17 protein-coding genes are annotated in these 16600 nt (G+C 66.0%); 6 read left to right on the top strand and 11 right to left on the bottom strand.

Features of this window, described 5'->3' with window-relative positions; all coding sequences use genetic code 11:
• Positions 1–20 precede the first annotated feature (20 nt).
• The 6 genes from I6F36_RS11730 to I6F36_RS11755 form a co-directional block, all read right to left on the bottom strand.
• Entirely contained in the window at positions 21–848 is an 828-nt protein-coding gene (locus I6F36_RS11730) for an energy transducer TonB (protein ID WP_225171476.1), read from the bottom strand.
• Positions 848–1288 carry a TonB system transport protein ExbD gene (gene exbD, locus I6F36_RS11735; protein ID WP_225146472.1) on the bottom strand — a complete coding sequence of 147 codons (441 nt, stop codon included), beginning with the start codon at positions 1286–1288 and terminating at the stop codon, positions 848–850. Before exbD ends, I6F36_RS11730 begins: the two co-directional genes overlap by 1 nt.
• A 2-nt stretch (positions 1289–1290) precedes the next feature.
• Positions 1291–2067 carry a tonB-system energizer ExbB gene (gene exbB / locus I6F36_RS11740; protein WP_225171477.1) on the bottom strand — a complete coding sequence of 259 codons (777 nt, stop codon included), beginning with the start codon at positions 2065–2067 and terminating at the stop codon, positions 1291–1293.
• A gap of 23 nt (positions 2068–2090) precedes the next feature.
• Complete coding sequence (hutX, locus tag I6F36_RS11745; protein ID WP_035998840.1) at positions 2091–2606, bottom strand: heme utilization cystosolic carrier protein HutX; 516 nt, start codon at positions 2604–2606, stop codon at positions 2091–2093.
• 24 nt (positions 2607–2630) lie between these two features.
• On the bottom strand, positions 2631–2966 hold the full coding sequence (locus I6F36_RS11750) for an antibiotic biosynthesis monooxygenase (RefSeq protein WP_225171478.1): 336 nt from the start codon (positions 2964–2966) through the stop codon (positions 2631–2633).
• A gap of 126 nt (positions 2967–3092) precedes the next feature.
• The gene (locus I6F36_RS11755; protein WP_225171479.1) at positions 3093–5486 is read right to left on the bottom strand and encodes a TonB-dependent hemoglobin/transferrin/lactoferrin family receptor; all 2394 of its coding nucleotides are present in this window, start codon (positions 5484–5486) and stop codon (positions 3093–3095) included.
• Between the two features lie 262 nt (positions 5487–5748).
• On the opposite strand from I6F36_RS11755, the gene I6F36_RS11760 reads away from it, so the two are divergent.
• The 4 genes from I6F36_RS11760 to I6F36_RS11775 are packed head-to-tail and all read left to right on the top strand — an operon-like array spanning position 5749 to position 8802.
• On the top strand, positions 5749–5955 hold the full coding sequence (locus I6F36_RS11760) for a hemin uptake protein HemP (RefSeq protein ID WP_225171480.1): 207 nt from the start codon (positions 5749–5751) through the stop codon (positions 5953–5955).
• Positions 5956–5960: 5 nt separating this feature from the next.
• Positions 5961–6911 (top strand): hemin ABC transporter substrate-binding protein, encoded by a 951-nt coding sequence (locus I6F36_RS11765; protein WP_225171481.1) that lies wholly within the window; start codon positions 5961–5963, stop codon positions 6909–6911.
• Positions 6908–7993, top strand: coding sequence for an iron ABC transporter permease (locus I6F36_RS11770; RefSeq protein WP_225171482.1), 1086 nt, complete (start codon positions 6908–6910; stop codon positions 7991–7993). The genes I6F36_RS11765 and I6F36_RS11770 overlap by 4 nt, the downstream gene beginning before the upstream one ends.
• Positions 7990–8802, top strand: coding sequence for a heme ABC transporter ATP-binding protein (locus I6F36_RS11775; protein WP_074447706.1), 813 nt, complete (start codon positions 7990–7992; stop codon positions 8800–8802). The genes I6F36_RS11770 and I6F36_RS11775 overlap by 4 nt, the downstream gene beginning before the upstream one ends.
• Before the next feature lie 172 nt (positions 8803–8974).
• On the opposite strand, the gene I6F36_RS11780 is transcribed toward I6F36_RS11775, so the two are convergent.
• Positions 8975–10654, bottom strand: coding sequence for a mucoidy inhibitor MuiA family protein (locus I6F36_RS11780; protein ID WP_225171483.1), 1680 nt, complete (start codon positions 10652–10654; stop codon positions 8975–8977).
• 179 nt (positions 10655–10833) lie between these two features.
• Positions 10834–11442: a response regulator transcription factor gene (locus tag I6F36_RS11785; protein WP_225149222.1), complete on the bottom strand. Its 609-nt coding sequence runs from the start codon at positions 11440–11442 to the stop codon at positions 10834–10836.
• Between the two features lie 200 nt (positions 11443–11642).
• Between I6F36_RS11785 and I6F36_RS11790 the strand changes: the two genes are divergently transcribed.
• On the top strand, positions 11643–12671 hold the full coding sequence (locus I6F36_RS11790) for an AraC family transcriptional regulator (protein ID WP_225149223.1): 1029 nt from the start codon (positions 11643–11645) through the stop codon (positions 12669–12671).
• A 2-nt stretch (positions 12672–12673) separates the two neighbouring features.
• Here the strand turns inward: I6F36_RS11790 and I6F36_RS11795 are convergent, their stop codons facing one another.
• Positions 12674–13885 carry an NnrS family protein gene (locus tag I6F36_RS11795; RefSeq protein ID WP_225149224.1) on the bottom strand — a complete coding sequence of 404 codons (1212 nt, stop codon included), beginning with the start codon at positions 13883–13885 and terminating at the stop codon, positions 12674–12676.
• Between the two features lie 129 nt (positions 13886–14014).
• Between I6F36_RS11795 and I6F36_RS11800 the strand changes: the two genes are divergently transcribed.
• Positions 14015–14725, top strand: a complete 711-nt coding sequence (locus tag I6F36_RS11800; protein ID WP_036021991.1) for a Crp/Fnr family transcriptional regulator — start codon at positions 14015–14017, stop codon at positions 14723–14725.
• Positions 14726–14830: 105 nt separating this feature from the next.
• Here the strand turns inward: I6F36_RS11800 and I6F36_RS11805 are convergent, their stop codons facing one another.
• Together I6F36_RS11805 and hemN are read right to left on the bottom strand one after the other, a co-directional pair.
• Entirely contained in the window at positions 14831–15028 is a 198-nt protein-coding gene (locus I6F36_RS11805; RefSeq protein WP_035998817.1) for a DUF1858 domain-containing protein, read from the bottom strand.
• Positions 15029–15207: 179 nt separating this feature from the next.
• Entirely contained in the window at positions 15208–16560 is a 1353-nt protein-coding gene (gene hemN, locus I6F36_RS11810; RefSeq protein WP_035998790.1) for an oxygen-independent coproporphyrinogen III oxidase, read from the bottom strand.
• Between the last annotated feature and the right edge of the window lie 40 nt (positions 16561–16600).

The following is a 16600-nucleotide window of genomic DNA, read 5'->3' on the forward strand; positions in this document are numbered from 1 at the left end:
GGGAGAGTCATTGCCCATGGCTACTTCCCGAAAATCACCGGGACGTTGATGGGTATGGTTGCATAACTGATCTCGGCCGGCACCGGCGGGAATGGTTGGGCCTGGCGCACCATGGCCATCGCCTGGGCATCGAGCGCTGCGACGCCCGAGGAGCCGCCGAGGCGGCTGGACAATACCTGACCGTTACGGCCGAGCGTGAAGCTCACCTTGACCACGCCCCTCTGGCCATTCGCGCTCGTCGGATACTGGTGGAAGCGCATGAGATGCGCGCGGACGCGCTGATAATAAGTCGCCATGGTCGATGCCAACGAGCCTGCACTCACCGCGGAGGCCAGCGGAGCCTGCCGCTCCGCGCGCGGCGGTGCGCTGGTGCGCGGCGCCGGAAGGGCATCCGACGGCTTCCGGGCGTCGAGGCGGACCGCCTTGGGCTTCGCCGGGGCGGGCTTCTCCACGGGTGTAACTTTCGCAGGCTCGGGCTCCGACGGGCTCGGCTTGAGGCTCTGTTCCGGTGGAGCCACCACATCCGGCTGCTCCTGCGGCGGTGTCGGCGGAATCATTTCCTCGACAGCCTGCTGCTGCACCGGCTCGGGCGGTGACGCATCCGCCTGCTGCATCATCGGTCCCGGCGCGATGTCCAGCGGCGTCGACTGCGGTGCCGAAGTCTCCGGCGTCATGTCGATCAGGATGGCCGGCATGTTGACGCCCTCGTCCGGCACCTGCTTCAGCCAGCTCGTTGCAAGCAACGCGGCGCCGAGATGCAACGCCACGATCATCGCCGCCGAGGCCCCCCAGCGCGCACCCTCCCGCTCGTCGACCGGCTGGTGCAGGGCAAAGGCGTTCGCGGTCATCAGCTGCGTCCGTCGAGGCCGACCAGTGCGACCTTGAGATAGCCGGCATTGCGCAAGGTATTCATCACCTCCATCAGGTCGCCATAGGAGACGGCCTTGTCCGCGCGCAGATAGATGCGCTCGTCCTTGCGGCCCCTGGTGGCCGCATCGAGCGAGGTGCTGAGCCCGTCGCGAGCGACGATATCCTCACCCACGGCGATCGAAAGATCCGGCTTGACGGTGACGAAGACCGGCTTGTCGGGCCGCGGTGCCGGCTCGGCGGCGGTCGCCGGGAGATCGACGCCGATGTCGACGGTGGCGAGCGGTGCGGCCACCATGAAGATGATCAGGAGCACCAGCATCACGTCGATGAACGGCGTGACGTTGATCTCGTGGGTGACGTCGAAATCCCTCGTCTCGCCGCGCGAGCCGAGCTTCGATGTTCCGAGCTTGACGGCCATGGCTACTCCGCTGCCCGCGCCAGACGGAAATGGCCGTGGTCGCGCTGGCGGCTCACCAGCAGCATGAGCTGCGCCGAGGCGTCGCCGAGCAAAGCGCGGTAATTGGCAATGCCGCGGACGAGATGATTGTAGATCACCACCGCCGGAATCGCGGCGACGAGACCGAGCGCGGTCGCGAGCAACGCTTCGGCAATGCCGGGCGCGACCACCGCCAGACTGGTGGTGTGGCTCTCGGAGATGCCGATGAAGGAATTCATGATGCCCCAGACGGTGCCGAACAGACCGACGAACGGCGCGATGGCGCCGATGGTCGCGAGCACGCCGGTGCCGCGCGCGATCTGCCTGGACATCGCCGCCTCGACCCGCTCCAGCCGCAACGCGACGCGCTCCTGCAGGCCGTCGTCGAGAATGCCGCCGGAGAGCTCGGCCTCCCTGGCGCAGGACTGAATCAGCTGCGCGACTGCGTCGCGGGCGTCGCCGGTCCGCGCGGATGCCTCGGCCAGCGTCATGTTGCCTTCGAGGGTGCGCGTCCGCTGCAAGGCGAGCGAGCCCTTGCGACGCAGCTCGATGGTCTTGGCGAGCCAGACCGTCCATGTCGCCAGCGAGGCAACGGCAAGCCCGACCATCACGACCTTCACGACGATGTCGGCACCGAGGAACATGCCCCAGGGCGACAGATTGCGCGGCAACAGCGCCGCGTCGCTCGCAAAGGCCGGCGCCGGCACGAGCGCCAGTGCGATTGTGAGGATCACGTGCCCTAGCGTGGAATTGCTCTGCATCCTGATCTCCCGACAAATGGAAGTTACGCCGAAAGCTTCGCCGCGATCCGGTCCGCGAGCCGCCGGAACCGCGCCAGCTGATCCGCCCGCAGCGCCCTCGTCTCGTCGCGGCCGACGAAGACCTTGAACATGATGCCGCCGTCGGCGTTCACGAAGGCGACGAAGGCCGAGGACTTGCCCATGAAGGGCCGCTCGACGAAGGCAATTCCCGCGCAGCGCTCGTGGCGGAGATGGCCGTGCAGGCCCTTTGGCTGCATCAGGTTGAAATAGCCGCGGCCGATCTCGCCCGCGGGAATGGTCCCGGTGAACTCGAAGATCGCATCATCGGTGTGGACGATCAGCGTGACCTCGCCCCATTCCGCGATGTCCTGCATGGCGGCGGCAAAATGTTCGCCGCTCCCGATGCGCACCATTGACGGCGGCAACGCCTCGATCACCGCGCGCGGCGTGGCGCTGCGCTCGCGCGCGACGTCCTCGATCACGGCACCCGGATTGTCCGCCATATGCGCCTTGAGGTCGGCGAGATCGGTGCTCAGCATATCTGGCTCCTCAACCCCGGCGCCTCAAGCGGCCGCGCTCGCCTTGCGCTCGGTCATGATGACCTCGAAACCTTCGAACTTGGGGTGACCGAGATAGAGGCTCTCGCCGGTCTTGTTGTCGGCGCGCGCATGAGCGCGGCGGAATTCCTCCGAGCGCGTCCAGGCCTCGAAAGCCGCTTTGTCGACCCACACGGTATGCGAGGAATACAGCGTGTGGTCCTCGGCGACCGGCCCCTTGAGCAGATGGAATTCGACGAACCCCGCCATGTTGCCGAGATAGGACTCACGGGTCCGCCAGACGGTTTCGAACGCGGCTTCCGAGCCGGGCTTCACCTGGAAGCGATTCATGGCGATGAACATTCGACTTTTCTCCTGTGACTTGTAGATCGGCAATTGCCGACCGGATATTTCAGAACGGGTCGAAAGCCACGCTGACGCATCAGCGTGGCTTTCGAGATCAGCAAGGCATAACCTGCGGTGTCTTCCTCAGGTGCCGCCAAAGTGGTATTTGAGACCACCCTTGATCACGAGCCCAGCACCGGCGCTCGCCCACTTCACGTCGTTTTGCGTGTCGCCCGTGCTACCGACCGGAATGGCGTACGGACGATAGTAGCGATTGAAGAGGTTCTCGACGGAGAAGTTGAGCGTGAGAGCGGGCGTCGGGTGATACTGCGCGTAAAGATTGACGAGATCGTACGACGTCGCGGGCGTGTAGGTCCTGGGGATGTCGTAGTTGGCGATTGCCGACGTCCACATCATCGAAAGGATGAGGGTGCGGTCGAGCAGACGCAGGCCGGCCGTCGTCGTGATCTTCTGCGGCGGAATGCTGTAGAGGCCGAAGCCGGTCTGCAGATTCTTTCCGCTCTGATAGGTCCCGGAGAGGCCGAAGAACCACAGGTTCGCGTCATACATCGCCTCGGCCTCGACGCCTTGAATAAGCGCGGACGCCACGTTCTGATACTGCAGGAACGGGAGCACCGTGATCGACGGCGCCGGTGGCGGCCCGGTCGGGACCACGAGCGGGTTTCCGTAAGCGACCTGATCGATGAAGTCGCTGATGTCGTTGCGGAACACGTTGATCTTGCCGCGCAGCGTGTCGCCCGCCGTGAACAGATCGTTCTTCTTGATATTGAAACCGATCTCCTTGTTCTTGCCGACCTCGGGGCGCAGGTTTGGATTGGGCACGAAGCAGAAGGTCGAGTCCGCGCCCGGTCCCGGCGTGCCCGACGGACAGCGGAAGAACGAGTCGTTGACCGTCGCGCCGGCATGTGGCCCGCTCACCAGCGTCTCCGTGATCGAGGGCGCCCGATAGCCTTCCGCGTAGCTGGCATAGGGGGTCACGACCGCGGTCGGAACGAGAGCAATGGTGATCTTCGGCGAGAGGCGATCGCCGCCCGACGATGAGGACGCCGACGAAAGCTGATAATTGTCGTAACGGAGCGCACCGATCACCTCGAGCATCGAGGTGTAGTTCGCCCTCCACTGCACGAAGCCGCCAGACACCGTGCGCTGGCCGCCCGGCGTAGTCACTTCGCCGGTACCCGTCCTATCCTGGGTAGATACTTTGTCCTGGAACGCATCCAGACCGTAAGTCACCGCGTGGCGCCAGCTTCCCGTTTCGAAGCGTGTCGTGTTGTGCACGTCGATACCGATCGTATCGAGCAGATATCCGCGGTTGCTCCCGATGCACCCCGAAACGGCATTGCCCGGCACGCCACCGCAATACACTGACGGCGTCGTGGTGGTGTGCCTGGTCTTAGTCTGGTCGTTCTCGGTGCGATTCCAGTAGATCTTCGCATCCCAGTCGAACCACTGATCATCCGGCTGCGAATATTTCCAGCCGAGCGTCGTGGTGTAATTCTTCACGTTGGAGGCGTAGATCGACGTGCCGTTCAGATTGTTCGTGCCGTTCGCATTGGTCGAATTGGGATCGCCGGCGCGTCGCGGCGGCTGGCCCAGGCTGTAGATGTCTTCCTGAAAGATGGCGCCGAGCTTGACCTCGTGGCCGTCCGCCGGCCGCACCGTCAGCTTGGCGATGCCGCTGCTGAGCCGATTGCCGGTATTGGCGACCTCGAAGCCGGTGCCGTCCTTGTAGCTCTCCTGCGTCGAATAGGTGCCGCCTGCGAACACGTCGACATTCGGATTGACGTGAACACCGCCAAACGCGGATCCGAGTGCACGTCCGTAGTTGCTGCCGAGGATGGTTTTTACGTCGACACCCCAGCGCTCTCCCGCGCGGACAACGTCCTCGATGTCCTTGGTGCGGAACGAGGCCACGCCGCCGATCGCGCCGGAGCCGTAGATGTTCGCGGTCGGGCCGCGCACGATGTCGATGCCGCTGATCAGCTCCGGATTGAGGAAGAAGGAGCCGTTGGCGAAGTGGCCTGTGCGCTGATAGTTCTGCCGCGCGCCATCGACGACGACAGCAACGCGACCGAAATCCTGCAGGCCGCGAATGTTGATCGAGGTCGACGGCTCGTCGCCGCGATTCTGAACCCATACGCCCGGCACATTATAGATGAGGTCACCAACCGTGCTGGCCTGACGTCCCTCGATCTGCGCCGAGGTCACGACGCTGACCGGTGCCAGCGCATCCACGGCACGCTCCTCGGTCTTCGTTGCCGCGACCGTAATCGCATCGAGCGTTTGCACCGGCGCTGCGCCGCCGGCCTGGGCGCGGGCGTTCATCACCTCCGGCGCGGCCTGCTGCGCAACCTGCGGCGCCTGCTTGCGCTTGGCCTGCTTCGGCCTATCCGACGACGCGTTTTCACTCTGTGGCGATGCGGTCTGCGCGAGACTGCCCTCCGCCGTCATTGCCGCAATTGAAACCACCGACGCGCCCAAAATCAGGGCGCGCGAATACCTAGCCCCGTCCGCCATATCAGCCCCAGCCTGCACTTCACTTTAGTTTTTGATGCCGTCTGGCTGGCGCGCGCCCGCAACGCGAGCGACTGGCTGGCTGATTGTCCCAAGAGGCGGGCGAGTTCCCCGCCGTCAGAAATGGTTACGTGGCAACACTCTGACGGTCAATGACATCGGGTTACAGTTTATATCGATTGTAAACTGCGATGGTTGGAATGCGCTTGGCGCCACCTGTACAAACGGGCGGTACTCCAGCTTTCGAAAGCGCACCAGACCGACAATGTCAGCCACATCAGGAGACAGCAGCGGCAGCGCGGCAGGACCGGCACGAAGCCCTTCTGCAGCAACGCGAACTCTCACCATGCGCGGCAGCCGCATCGACAGCCGCGAGCTGTTTGCCGCCGAGCGCGAGATCATCATTGCGCATGGCGAGGACAGCTATCGTCTGCGCCTGACCTCGCAGAACAAGCTGATCCTGACGAAGTAACTGCAATGACCTGTTGCCGCACCCTCGCCCGTCTCCTGCTCTCCGGCGGACTCGCGTTCGCGTCTGCTGCGCACGCCGCGGGCATCACCGTGCATGACGCGCGCAATCGCGACGTCACTGTTACCGATTTTGCCCGCACGGTGTCGATCGGCGGCGCCATCACCGAGATCCTCTATGCGCTGGGATTGGAAAGCCGGCTGGTCGGCGTCGACACAACGAGCCTCTATCCGGCGGCGGCACTGCAAGACAAGCCGAATGTCGGCTATGTGCGCCAGATCTCGGCCGAAGGCGTGCTCGGTCTCAACCCGACGCTGATCCTGGCGATCCAGGGCTCGGGCCCACGCGAGACCATGGACATCCTGGAGACGGCGAAGGTGCCGCTGGTGCTGGTGCCCGAGACCTTTTCCGAGGAAGGCCTGATCGAGAAGATTAAGCTGGTCGGCCACGCCATGGGGGTCGATGCGCGTGCCGAATGTCTCAGCGCCGCGGTCGGCGCCGATCTTGCACAGCTCCGTGCCCTGCGCGCCAAGGTGACGAAGCCGGTGCGGGTGATGTTCGTGATGTCGCTCCAGAACGGGCGGGCGATGGTGGCGGGCCACAAGACCGCGGCGGATGAGATCATCCAGCTCGCGGGCGCGGCCAACGCGGTCGAGGATTACGACGGCTACAAGGTCATCACCGACGAGGCGATCGTGGCCGCAAAGCCCGATGTCGTGCTGTCGATCGAGCGCGGCAAGGATTCGCTGCAGGCCGATGCAGTCTATACGCACCCCGGCTTTGCGCTGACGCCGGTCGCGGCCAACAAGAGCTTCATCACCATGGATGGGCTTTATCTGCTCGGCTTCGGGCCGCGCACCGCGGCAGCGGCGCGCGATCTCTCAGTCAAGCTCAATCCGGCCTTGGCCGAGGGCGGCGCGTTCGCGTCGGCGCTGTCGACGGCGAATTGCCGGCAATGAGCGTGGCCGCCGGGATCGAAGCACGGACCCCGCGACACAGCGCGGGACAGCGGGCAGCATCGTTCGCGATTCCCCTCCTGCTCGTGGTGCTCCTGGTCACCGCGATCGCCGCTCTGACGGTCGGCGCCGCCGGCATCCCGCTCTCCCGGCTGCCAGCCGCGCTGGGCTTAACCGGCGAAAGCACGGCCATGACGGCCCGCGACCAGCTCGTGCTGTGGTCGATCCGCATTCCCCGGATCGCGGCGGCCGTGATGATCGGCGGCCTGCTTGCCGCGGCCGGCGCGATCATGCAGGGGCTGTTTCGCAACCCGCTCGCCGATCCCGCCCTGGTCGGCGTCTCCAGTGGCGGCGCGCTCGCAGCCGCGAGCGCGATCGTCTTCACCGATTCCCGCTTCGGCGAGGCGCTGCGCTTTCTCCAGACCGAGCTGTTGCCCCTCGCGGCCTTCGCGGGTTCGCTGGCGACCACCACAATCCTCTACGGCATCTCCAGCCGCTCGGGACGCACCTCGATCGCGATCTTCCTGCTCGCCGGCGTCGCCATCACCGCGATCGCCAATGCGGGCATCGGCCTTCTGGTATTCATCGCCGATGACCGTCAGCTGCGCGACATCACGTTCTGGATGCTGGGCTCGATGAGCGGCGCGACCTGGACCAAGGCCGCCGTGCTCGCGCCGGTGCTCATTGCCGGACTCGCAGGCTGCGCCTTCATCGCGCGCGGCCTCGACCTGCTGGTGCTGGGCGAGGCCGACGCCTTTCACGGCGGCGTCGACGTCGAGCGCCTGAAGCGGATCTCGATCGTGATGATCTCGGCCATGACCGGCGTCGCGGTGTCGATCAGCGGCGTGATCGGCTTCGTCGGCATCGTCGTGCCGCATCTGCTCCGTCTCGTGATCGGCCCGGCGCATCGCCTGCTGTTGCCGGCCTCGGTGCTATCAGGCGCGATCCTGATGGTCGGGGCCGACACGCTGGCGCGCACCATCGTGGCGCCCGCGGAGATGCCGATCGGCATCCTGACGGCGGCCGTCGGCGCACCCGTCTTTCTCTTCATCCTGCTGCGGCAGCGCGGGCTCGCCGCGCTATGACCGCAGTGCTCGAAGCACGACACTTGGGCAAGCGCGCCGGCCGCGCGACATTGCTTGACGGCGTCGGCCTAACGGTTGCGGCCGGCGAGATGATCGCCATCATCGGCCCGAACGGCGCCGGCAAGTCGACGCTGCTGCGGCTGCTCTCCGGCGATCTCCGCCCGAGCGCCGGCGAGGTGCGGCTCAAGCAGCGCGACATCGGCAGCTTCGCGCCGCGCGAGCTCGCCGCGCGCCGTGCAATGCTGTCCCAGCACATCAACGTCACCTTCCCCTTCACCGTCGAGGAGATCGTGCTGATGGGCGCGGGCGAGCGCAGCTTGCGCGAGGCCGGCCCGCTCGTCGACGCCGCGCTGGACGAGGTCGGACTGTCGCATTTCCGCGAGCGGCAATTGCCGACGCTGTCGGGCGGCGAGCAGCAGCGCGCTCATTTCGCCCGCGTGCTGGTGCAGCTCGCCTGCGGCGAGGCCAAGCACGGCCCCGGGCTCTTGCTGCTGGACGAGCCGACATCGAGCCTCGATCTGCGTCACCAGATCGACCTCGTCGAGGCGGCCCGCCGCCGCGCGGCTGCCGGCACCGCCGTGATCGCGATCCTGCACGATCTCAACCTCGCGATCCGCTTTGCCGACCGCCTGGTCGTGCTGGCCGGCGGCAGGCTCGCCGCGGACGGTCCGCGCGCCGAGGTCGTCACGCGGGAGAGGATCCGGGATATTTTCGAGATCGACGCGGACGTGCATCAGGTTGACGGCGTGCCGTATGTGCTGCCGCAGTCGATGCGGGCTGCGGGGCAAGCTGAACTGCCGCCACGGTGAAGGTGCGCTCCCTCGCCCCGTTCTTTCGGGGAGAGGGTTGGGGTGAGGGGCCTCTCTCCACACGCGAGATGGTCGAGAGACCTGTACCCCCTCACCCGGATTGCATCTTCGATGCAATCCGACCTCTCCCCGCAAGCGGGGCGAGGTGAAGCTGCGCCACCTGTGCAGGAAATCAGCCCGCCGGGACGATCACCATGCTCTTGTCCTTCGGCCAGCGGATGCGCCAGGCGAAGTTGATGTCGCGGGCCTCGCCGGGCTTGGCGTCGAACGACCATTCCAGCACGCCGCGCTTGTCGCGGATGTTGTTGGCGGTCGGCTGGGTGCTCGAGGGCAGCATCTCGACGACGATGTCCTCGTTCTCGCTGACCGGCAGCTGATCCTCGATCGCGACGCGAATCGGAAAATCATGCCCGTTGCGGATCGTGGTCTTGAACGAACGCTCGTCGGTCTTCGACGTCGTGACCAGGAGGCCTGCCGAGCCTTCGTTGCGCTTGAGCACGGCGCGTTCGATCTTGACCTTGTCGTCGGCGCCGAACCCGAGCCGCACGATGTCGTCCTTGGTGGACGCCGTGATCTTGCCGCGGCCGACGAAGGTGCCGTCGCGATAGATCGCGACCTTGCCCGGCAGCAGGGTCGTGTCGTCGGTCTGCTTGAAGCTGGCTTCCAGGAATGCGGTCGGATCCAGCACCGGCGCGGCGCGCACCGCGAGATCGGCGGGCACATTCACCGAAGCGATACGTAGGCTCTTGGCACCGTCGGCGGCGCCGAGGCTGACGCGGCCGGGAATCCTGAAGGTGGCCTGGAAGTCGCCGATCTCGGCGACGGCCTGTTGCTCGTCGGCGCGCTCGCGCAACTCGGTCGCTTCGGCAGCCTTGGACATGGGCTCGTACGAGCGCTGGCGAACAGTTGGCGCAGGCCGCGCTAGATCCGAGGCCGTGCCAAGGGCCATGGGCTTCGGCACTTGCGGATATTGCGCGACCAGCGAATGCAGCTCCGGAGCACTGCCGCCGCGGCTGATGCGCACGGTGGAGACGCCGAGCGTCACGTTCGACCAGTCCTCGCCGGTGGCCTGCGTCACCTCGGCGCGACGAACCAGTTCGAGCTGCGGCTTGCGATCCTTGGCGCCGGTATCGAGCCGCGCATCGTAGAGCGGCACCCAGCGCGCGTTGCGCACAGCATAGGTCACGCGCAGCGTCGCCTTGGTCGCGGCGGCCGAGGCGACGTCGATCCGCACTTCCAGCTTGCTCGGCGGCTTGGCCGAGCGCTCGGCTTCCAGTTGCGCGATCTGGCGGTCGAGCTCGCGCTGTTTTCGCGTGGAATCGCGAATTGCGCTGTCGGCGGTCGCGATCTCCTCGGCGACCGCGGCAAAGGCCGCGCGCCATTCAGCAATCGGGCGCGCCTCGCCCTTCTCGCCGAGGCCGGCCGGCGACGCCTCGGCAAAATGCTGCGCGAACTTGCGCCGGGCATTGGCCGAGTCGATCGCACCCTGCAGGTCGGCCCGTTGATCCTTCAGCGCTTCGATGCGCTTGTCGAGCTCGGGCAGGTTGACCGGCGGCGCGGCCTTCGGTGGGCGTGCATCGATCGTGCCGATGGTGAGCTTGGCGCCCGCCTCGCCTTCGACGCGGAGGGAAGATGGATCGAGCGAGAGCGGAAAATCCTTGGCCACCAATGTCGAATCGCCGGAGGCGAGATCCAGCGAAATGACGCGGGTGACGGTGGCACCGTCGGGATAGACGGTGACCGTGTCGATCGTCGAATTGGCGTCCACATTGGCCGCCCATAACGGCGATGCGAGCGCCGTGGTCACCAGGACCAGGCCCGTGGTTGCCAAATATCTTGCGGTGATGCGCATAAAGTCCCTCCTGCCGGTATCGCCGCGCCGCCAGCCGGACGCGCGCGATGAGATGCCTCGCCATCGTGGTTGGACGCGGCAGGGAAGGAACCGGTTCGATTGAGACTTCCGTGGGGCGCCGCCGCGGCGGCACCATGTCTGTGGAAGGCTCGGTGGTCCGGGCGGCTTCAGGCCTGGGCCTAAGAGCCCTGGCCGAAAATGCGCCGGAGCAGATCGGTCACGTTCTTGGCGCCGGCCTTCTTCAGGACGCTGGCACGGTAACCTTCGACCGTCCGCGCGCTCAGATGCATCCGCCGGGCGATCCCCTTGTTAGTGAGGCCGGCGGCAAGATGCTCGAGCACGTCGGCTTCGCGCGCGGTCAGAGGCTCACAGCCCGGCAGCCAGCGTTGCCCGATCGCCCCGGGTTGCGCGAATTGATCGATGGCGGCATCGATCCGGTTGACAATGTCGTGGGTGCGGAACGGCTTTTCGATGAAGTCGGTCGCGCCGCTCTTGATGGCGTCGACCGCCATGGCGATGCTGCCATTCGCCGACGTCACCAGCACCGGCGCCATGCAATTCTCCTCGCGCAGCTGCCTGAGCACCTCGAGAGCGGAGCGATCCGGCGGCATCTCCAGCAGCACACAGGCCGGCATCCGCGTCTTGGCTTCCGAGAGCAGAGAGGCACCATCGGCAAAGCAGATCACGTCATAGGCGCTCTGTTCGAGCGCGGCGGAAAGTTGTTCGCGGGAGGCGGCGTCAGTGTCGATGACGAATACCTCGCCCTTGGAAAGCATGTTTCCCGGCATAGTCCCGATCCAGCAATGTCTTGGTCAAATGGCCCGAGACGGCCGGGGGCTCCGTCGCGCCCCGCCGTCATGCGCACGGCATTCACGCCAGTGCTTCGGTTTTCCTTATGTATGTTCCATCCGGTTCCTAGATTTGACGGATCGGGACAGAAACTTTACATTTCGGGACATCTGCGGGAATGCTGGCAGGAACGGTTTGCATGACCGACCTCATTCGCAGCGCAGGATTGAGCTGTTACCCCGAGGTCGCCCGGTCGGTTGGGCTCGACCCCAGCCAGATGATGCGCAAGGTCAGGCTGCCGCTGGCCTGCCTCGACCAGCCGGACATTCCCATCGCCGTCACCGGCCTGCGCCGCCTGCTCGAACTGTCGGCAAAGGCCTCCGGCGCCGAGGATTTCGGCCTGCGTCTCGCCGAGCGTGGCGGCCTCACCAATTTCGGCGCGGTCGGCCTGATCGTGCGCGAACAGGCGACCGTCGGCGAAGCGATCGAGGCGTTTTCGCGCTTCATCCATATCCATCACGACGGCATGCGGCTCGACGTCACGCGTGACGAGCGGACCGTGACCATCACGCTGCATTTGCGCGGCCGGCAGCCGCGCGCGCCGCGGCAGTCGATCGACATGGCGCTCGGCAGCGTTCACCGCATCATCCAGTCGCTGTTCGGCAGCGATTGGCGGCCGCTGGAGGTGCATCTGCACTACCCGCCGCCGCTCGACCGCAAGCGTTACCGCGACTTCTTCGGCTGCCGGGTGATCTTCAATGCGGACGACGATGCGATCCTGTTGTCGGCGCACGACATGCAGCGCCGGATCCCAAGCGCGCATCCCTTGATCGCGAGTTACTTGCGCAAGCGGATCGAGGCGATCGAGAGCAGGCCGGCAAGCTGGGAGGCGAAGGTCGACGAGGTGGTGCGGACCCTGCTCGCCAGCGGCGATTGCACGGTCGAGCGCGTCGCCGAGCATCTGGCCTGCACCCGCCGCACCATCCACCGCCGCCTCGCCGCATCGGGCACCAGCTTCTCGGCCATCCTGGACGCGCAGCGCGCCGATCTCGTGGTGCAGCTGATCGAGGATCACACCCGGCCGCTGGCCGACATCGCGGTGCAGCTCGGCTTCTCCGCGCAGAGCGCCATGGCGCGCTGGTTTCGCGGCCGCTTCGGCTGCACCATCACCGATTGGCGCAAGGGCGTGCGGCCTCGCTCCGCACCGCCCTCGGCAAGTGCAGCCTGACTTCAGCGCGCGGGGGCGGGCACGCCCATCGTGGCGAGCGCCCGCCGCCCGCTGCCGGCGAGCAGCGGACCGAACGCGACGGCAAATCCGAGGAAGGCGAGGATCCAGCCGCAGGCAGCGACGTACAGCAGCACGTCGCCATACGCGGGCAACACGACGGCACCGATTCGGGCCAGAGCCGCGATGACGATTGCAGCATAGATTGCCTGGACCGCCGGCGAAGCCGTCAGCGCCTGTCCGGTATGGCCGAGGCTGGCGCGGGTCATCACCGCGAGCGTCATCGTTCCCGCAGCACCCGCCATCCAGGCATGGATGCCGGCGCTCGGCGGCAGCTCGCCGAAGGCGGCCACAGCGTTCAGGATGAAGCCGAGCGGCACGAAGACATAACCGACATGCAGGATCAGCAGCAGCCGCTCCCGCGTGGTGCGGTCGCCGGCCCAGCGTGCAAGCCGAACCAGATGCAGCACGCCGACTGCCGCCATCGCGACGCCGGTGATCATGTTCAGCGGTGCCGCGATCCATGCGATCAGCGCCAGCGCGCTCAAGCCGATCACCGCGCCATCGAATCGTCCGAACGGCACCGGCAGGCGGCCGGGATTGAACTTGACCAGCCAGTTGCGGGTGAAGCTCGGAATGATGCGGCCGCCGATCAAGCCGATCAGCAGGACGACCACGCCGATGCCGACGCGGATGCTGACGTCGGCCGCGCCTGCGTAATGCGTCTCGACATGGAAGGCGACGTTGCCGGCGAGCAGAACCAGCACCAGCCCCACCACCGGCAGGTTGCGCCAGTTGCCGCCCGCGATGATCTCGCGCGTTGCGGCGGCAACGACCAATGCCAGGAACGCGGCATCGACGACCAGTGCAAACGTCCAACCGGTATTCGCCGACAGCGTCACCGCGACGCGTCCGGCAAGCCAGACCGTCACCAAGCCTGCGAGCGGCGCGCCCTGGATCGGCAGGCGCCCCGTCCAGTTCGGGATGGCGGTGAAGAGGAAGCCGGTGATGACGGCCGGCAGGAAGCCATAGAGCATCTCGTGGATGTGCCAATCGCGCGGCGCGAATGCGGAACTCACCGACAATTCGCCGTAGAACATCGGCAGCCAGACCAGGATCGACAACGCCGCCTGGATTGCGGCGAGCAGGAAAAAGGGGCGAAAGCTGTTCGCAAACAGCGGCCAGCCCGCAAAGTTGCGGGATCGGGCGCCAGCCATGGGTCAACTCCAATCAAATCAGACTGTTGCTTGGAAAAATACTGCCACCGGGCGGCCTCGTTTTGCGCTAACGCAAACTACCTGACGATTGCAGGTGCCATCACACTCCCTGATGCCAGGGGGGGCAGAATGGCCAAGGTCGACACATCGCTGGTTGCGCATTTGCCGCTGTTTGCGGGGATGACGCCGGAAGCTCTCGACGAGATCCTGCGTGAGGCCCGCTCGGCGCGCTATCCCAAGAACAGTGCGATTTTCGAGCAGGGGGCGGACGCGCAGTCCTTCTTCCTGCTGCTGCACGGCCATGTCCGCGCGGCCAAGACCACACCTGCCGGCGAGCAGATCGTGGTGCGCTATGTCACGCCCGGCGAGACGTTCGGGCTCGCGATGGCGATCGGAGCCGCGCGGTATCCGGCGACGGCCATGGCGGTCGACGACAGCGTCGTGCTGATCTGGCCGACTTCGGCCTGGCCGCGGCTGGTCGAGCGGTTTCCGGCGCTTGCCGCCAACACGCTCCAGACCGTCGGCACGCGGCTGCAGGAAAGTCACACCCGCATCCTGGAAATGTCGACCCAGCAGGTCGAGCAACGCGTCGCGCACGCGCTGCTTCGCCTCGCCAAGCAATCCGGCAAGAAGCTCGACCACGGCATCGAGATCGACTTCCCGATCAGCCGCCAGGACATCGCGCAGATGACGGGCACCACGCTGCACACCGTCAGCCGCATCCTGAGCGGCTGGGAGAGCCAGGGCCTGGTCGAGAGCGGCCGCCAGCGCATCATTCTGCGCGAGCCGCACAAGATTGTGGTTCTGGCGGAGCGGAGCGTCGACAGCGGCACGGCGTGAGAGACACCTCTCTGCTCAAGTGAGGGATGAGGCGCGCTTCCGCTTACGGCGAAAGCGCGCTCATCATCCGGGAACCCACGCACACCTGCGCGATTCCTGATCGTTTCACGCCGGCACGCACTCGATCAGCGCGGCGAGGAACTTGTCGCGGTCAATGCCATGCTCGCGGCAGGCGTCATCGACCGTGTGGAAGGTCGCGATCGGACAGCCGACGCAAGCCATCCTGAAGGCGAGAAACACGCGGATCGTGTGCGGCGCCGAATGCATGATGTCATCGACCAGATCGTCGGATCGGAAGGACATGGACAACTCCATTCCGATCGACGATAGCGACGCGGGACCGAGTTTCTTTGTTGGAGCGCAAGCTGGCTCGTCATTGCGGGGCGCGCGTAGCGCGAACCCGGAATCCATCGAGCAGCAACCAGTGCAGTGAAATGGATTCCGGGTTCGCGCCAAGAGGCGCGCCCCGGAATGACGGGGGGCTACACCGCCCGACTGTGCAACTGCTTGCCTGGATCCAGATGCGCATCGAACGCAGCGGCGACGCTGCGGACCAGGAAGCGCGAGTCCTTGGCGACAGCGAGTCGATCGCCCTCCACCCTCACGACGCCGTCGGAAATCAGCGGCTTCAGACGCGAGGCAGATTTCAGCATGGCGCCGGCCTCCACGCCATGGCGCGCGCAGATGTCACCGAGATCGGCACCGAACTCGCACATGATGCGTTCGATAATGTCGGCGCGCAGCCGGTCGTCATCGGTGAGGCCATAACCCTTCGCGGTGGCGAGGCGGCCGGCAGCGATGCTCTGCGAATAGGCGCCGATCTGCACCTCGTTCTGGACATAGCCCTGCGGCAGGTGCCCAATCGCGCTGGCGCCGAAGCCGAGCAGGACTTCGCTCCGGTCGGTGGTGTAGCCCTGGAAGTTGCGCCGCAGCGTGCCCTGCTCGAACGCCACGGCCATGGCATCGTCGGGCCGCGCGAAATGATCGAGCCCGATCTGCACGTAGCCGGCCTCTTTCAAGGCATTGGCGATGGCGCAGGCCTGGTCGTGGCGCGCAAGGCCGTCGGGCAACACGCCTTCATTGATCATGCGCTGGTGCTTCTTGAAGGCTGGCACGTGAGCATAGCCGAACACCGAGAAGCGGCTGGGTGAAAGCGCGAGGCTGCGTCGCACCGTCTCCAGGCACGAAGCCACTGTCTGGTGCGGCAGTCCGTAGATCAGGTCGAAGTTGACACCCTCGATCCCGGCGCCGCGGAGCATCTCGACCACGGAGGCCGTCTGCGCGAAGCTCTGCACACGGTTGATCGCCCGCTGCACCACCGGGTCGAAGCTCTGCACGCCGAGGCTCGCGCGGTTGACGCCGGAGAGCCGCATCGCCTCGACCATGTCCGCGCTCAATGTACGGGGATCGATCTCGACCGCGATTTCCGCCGAGGGCAGCACGAAGAATTCCTGGCGCATCGTCGCCATCAGCTCGGCAAAGGCGTCCGGCGCCATGATCGTCGGCGTACCGCCGCCGAAATGAATGTGCTCGACCTTGATGCGGTGGCCGATGGTTTCGGCCGTCAGCGCGATCTCTCTGCGTAGCGTCCGCTGGTAGCCGGCGATCAGTTCGTCGCGGCGGACGATCTGGGTATGGCAGCCGCAGTACCAGCACATCTCGCGGCAGAACGGCACGTGCAGATAGAGCGAGGCGCTGGCGGCCACGGGCAGCTCCGCCAGCCAGCGGGCATAGGCGTCCGGACCGATCGCCGGCGTGAAATGCGGTGCGGTCGGATAGCTGGTATAGCGTGGCAGGCGTTCCTCGCCGTAGATCGCCGCAAGATCAGCTCTCATAAGTTACCCATTCGTAAATGCCCGCCGCGCGCGAGACATC

This window comes from Bradyrhizobium sp. BRP19, from assembly GCF_020194195.1.
GTDB lineage: Bacteria > Pseudomonadota > Alphaproteobacteria > Rhizobiales > Xanthobacteraceae > Bradyrhizobium > Bradyrhizobium yuanmingense.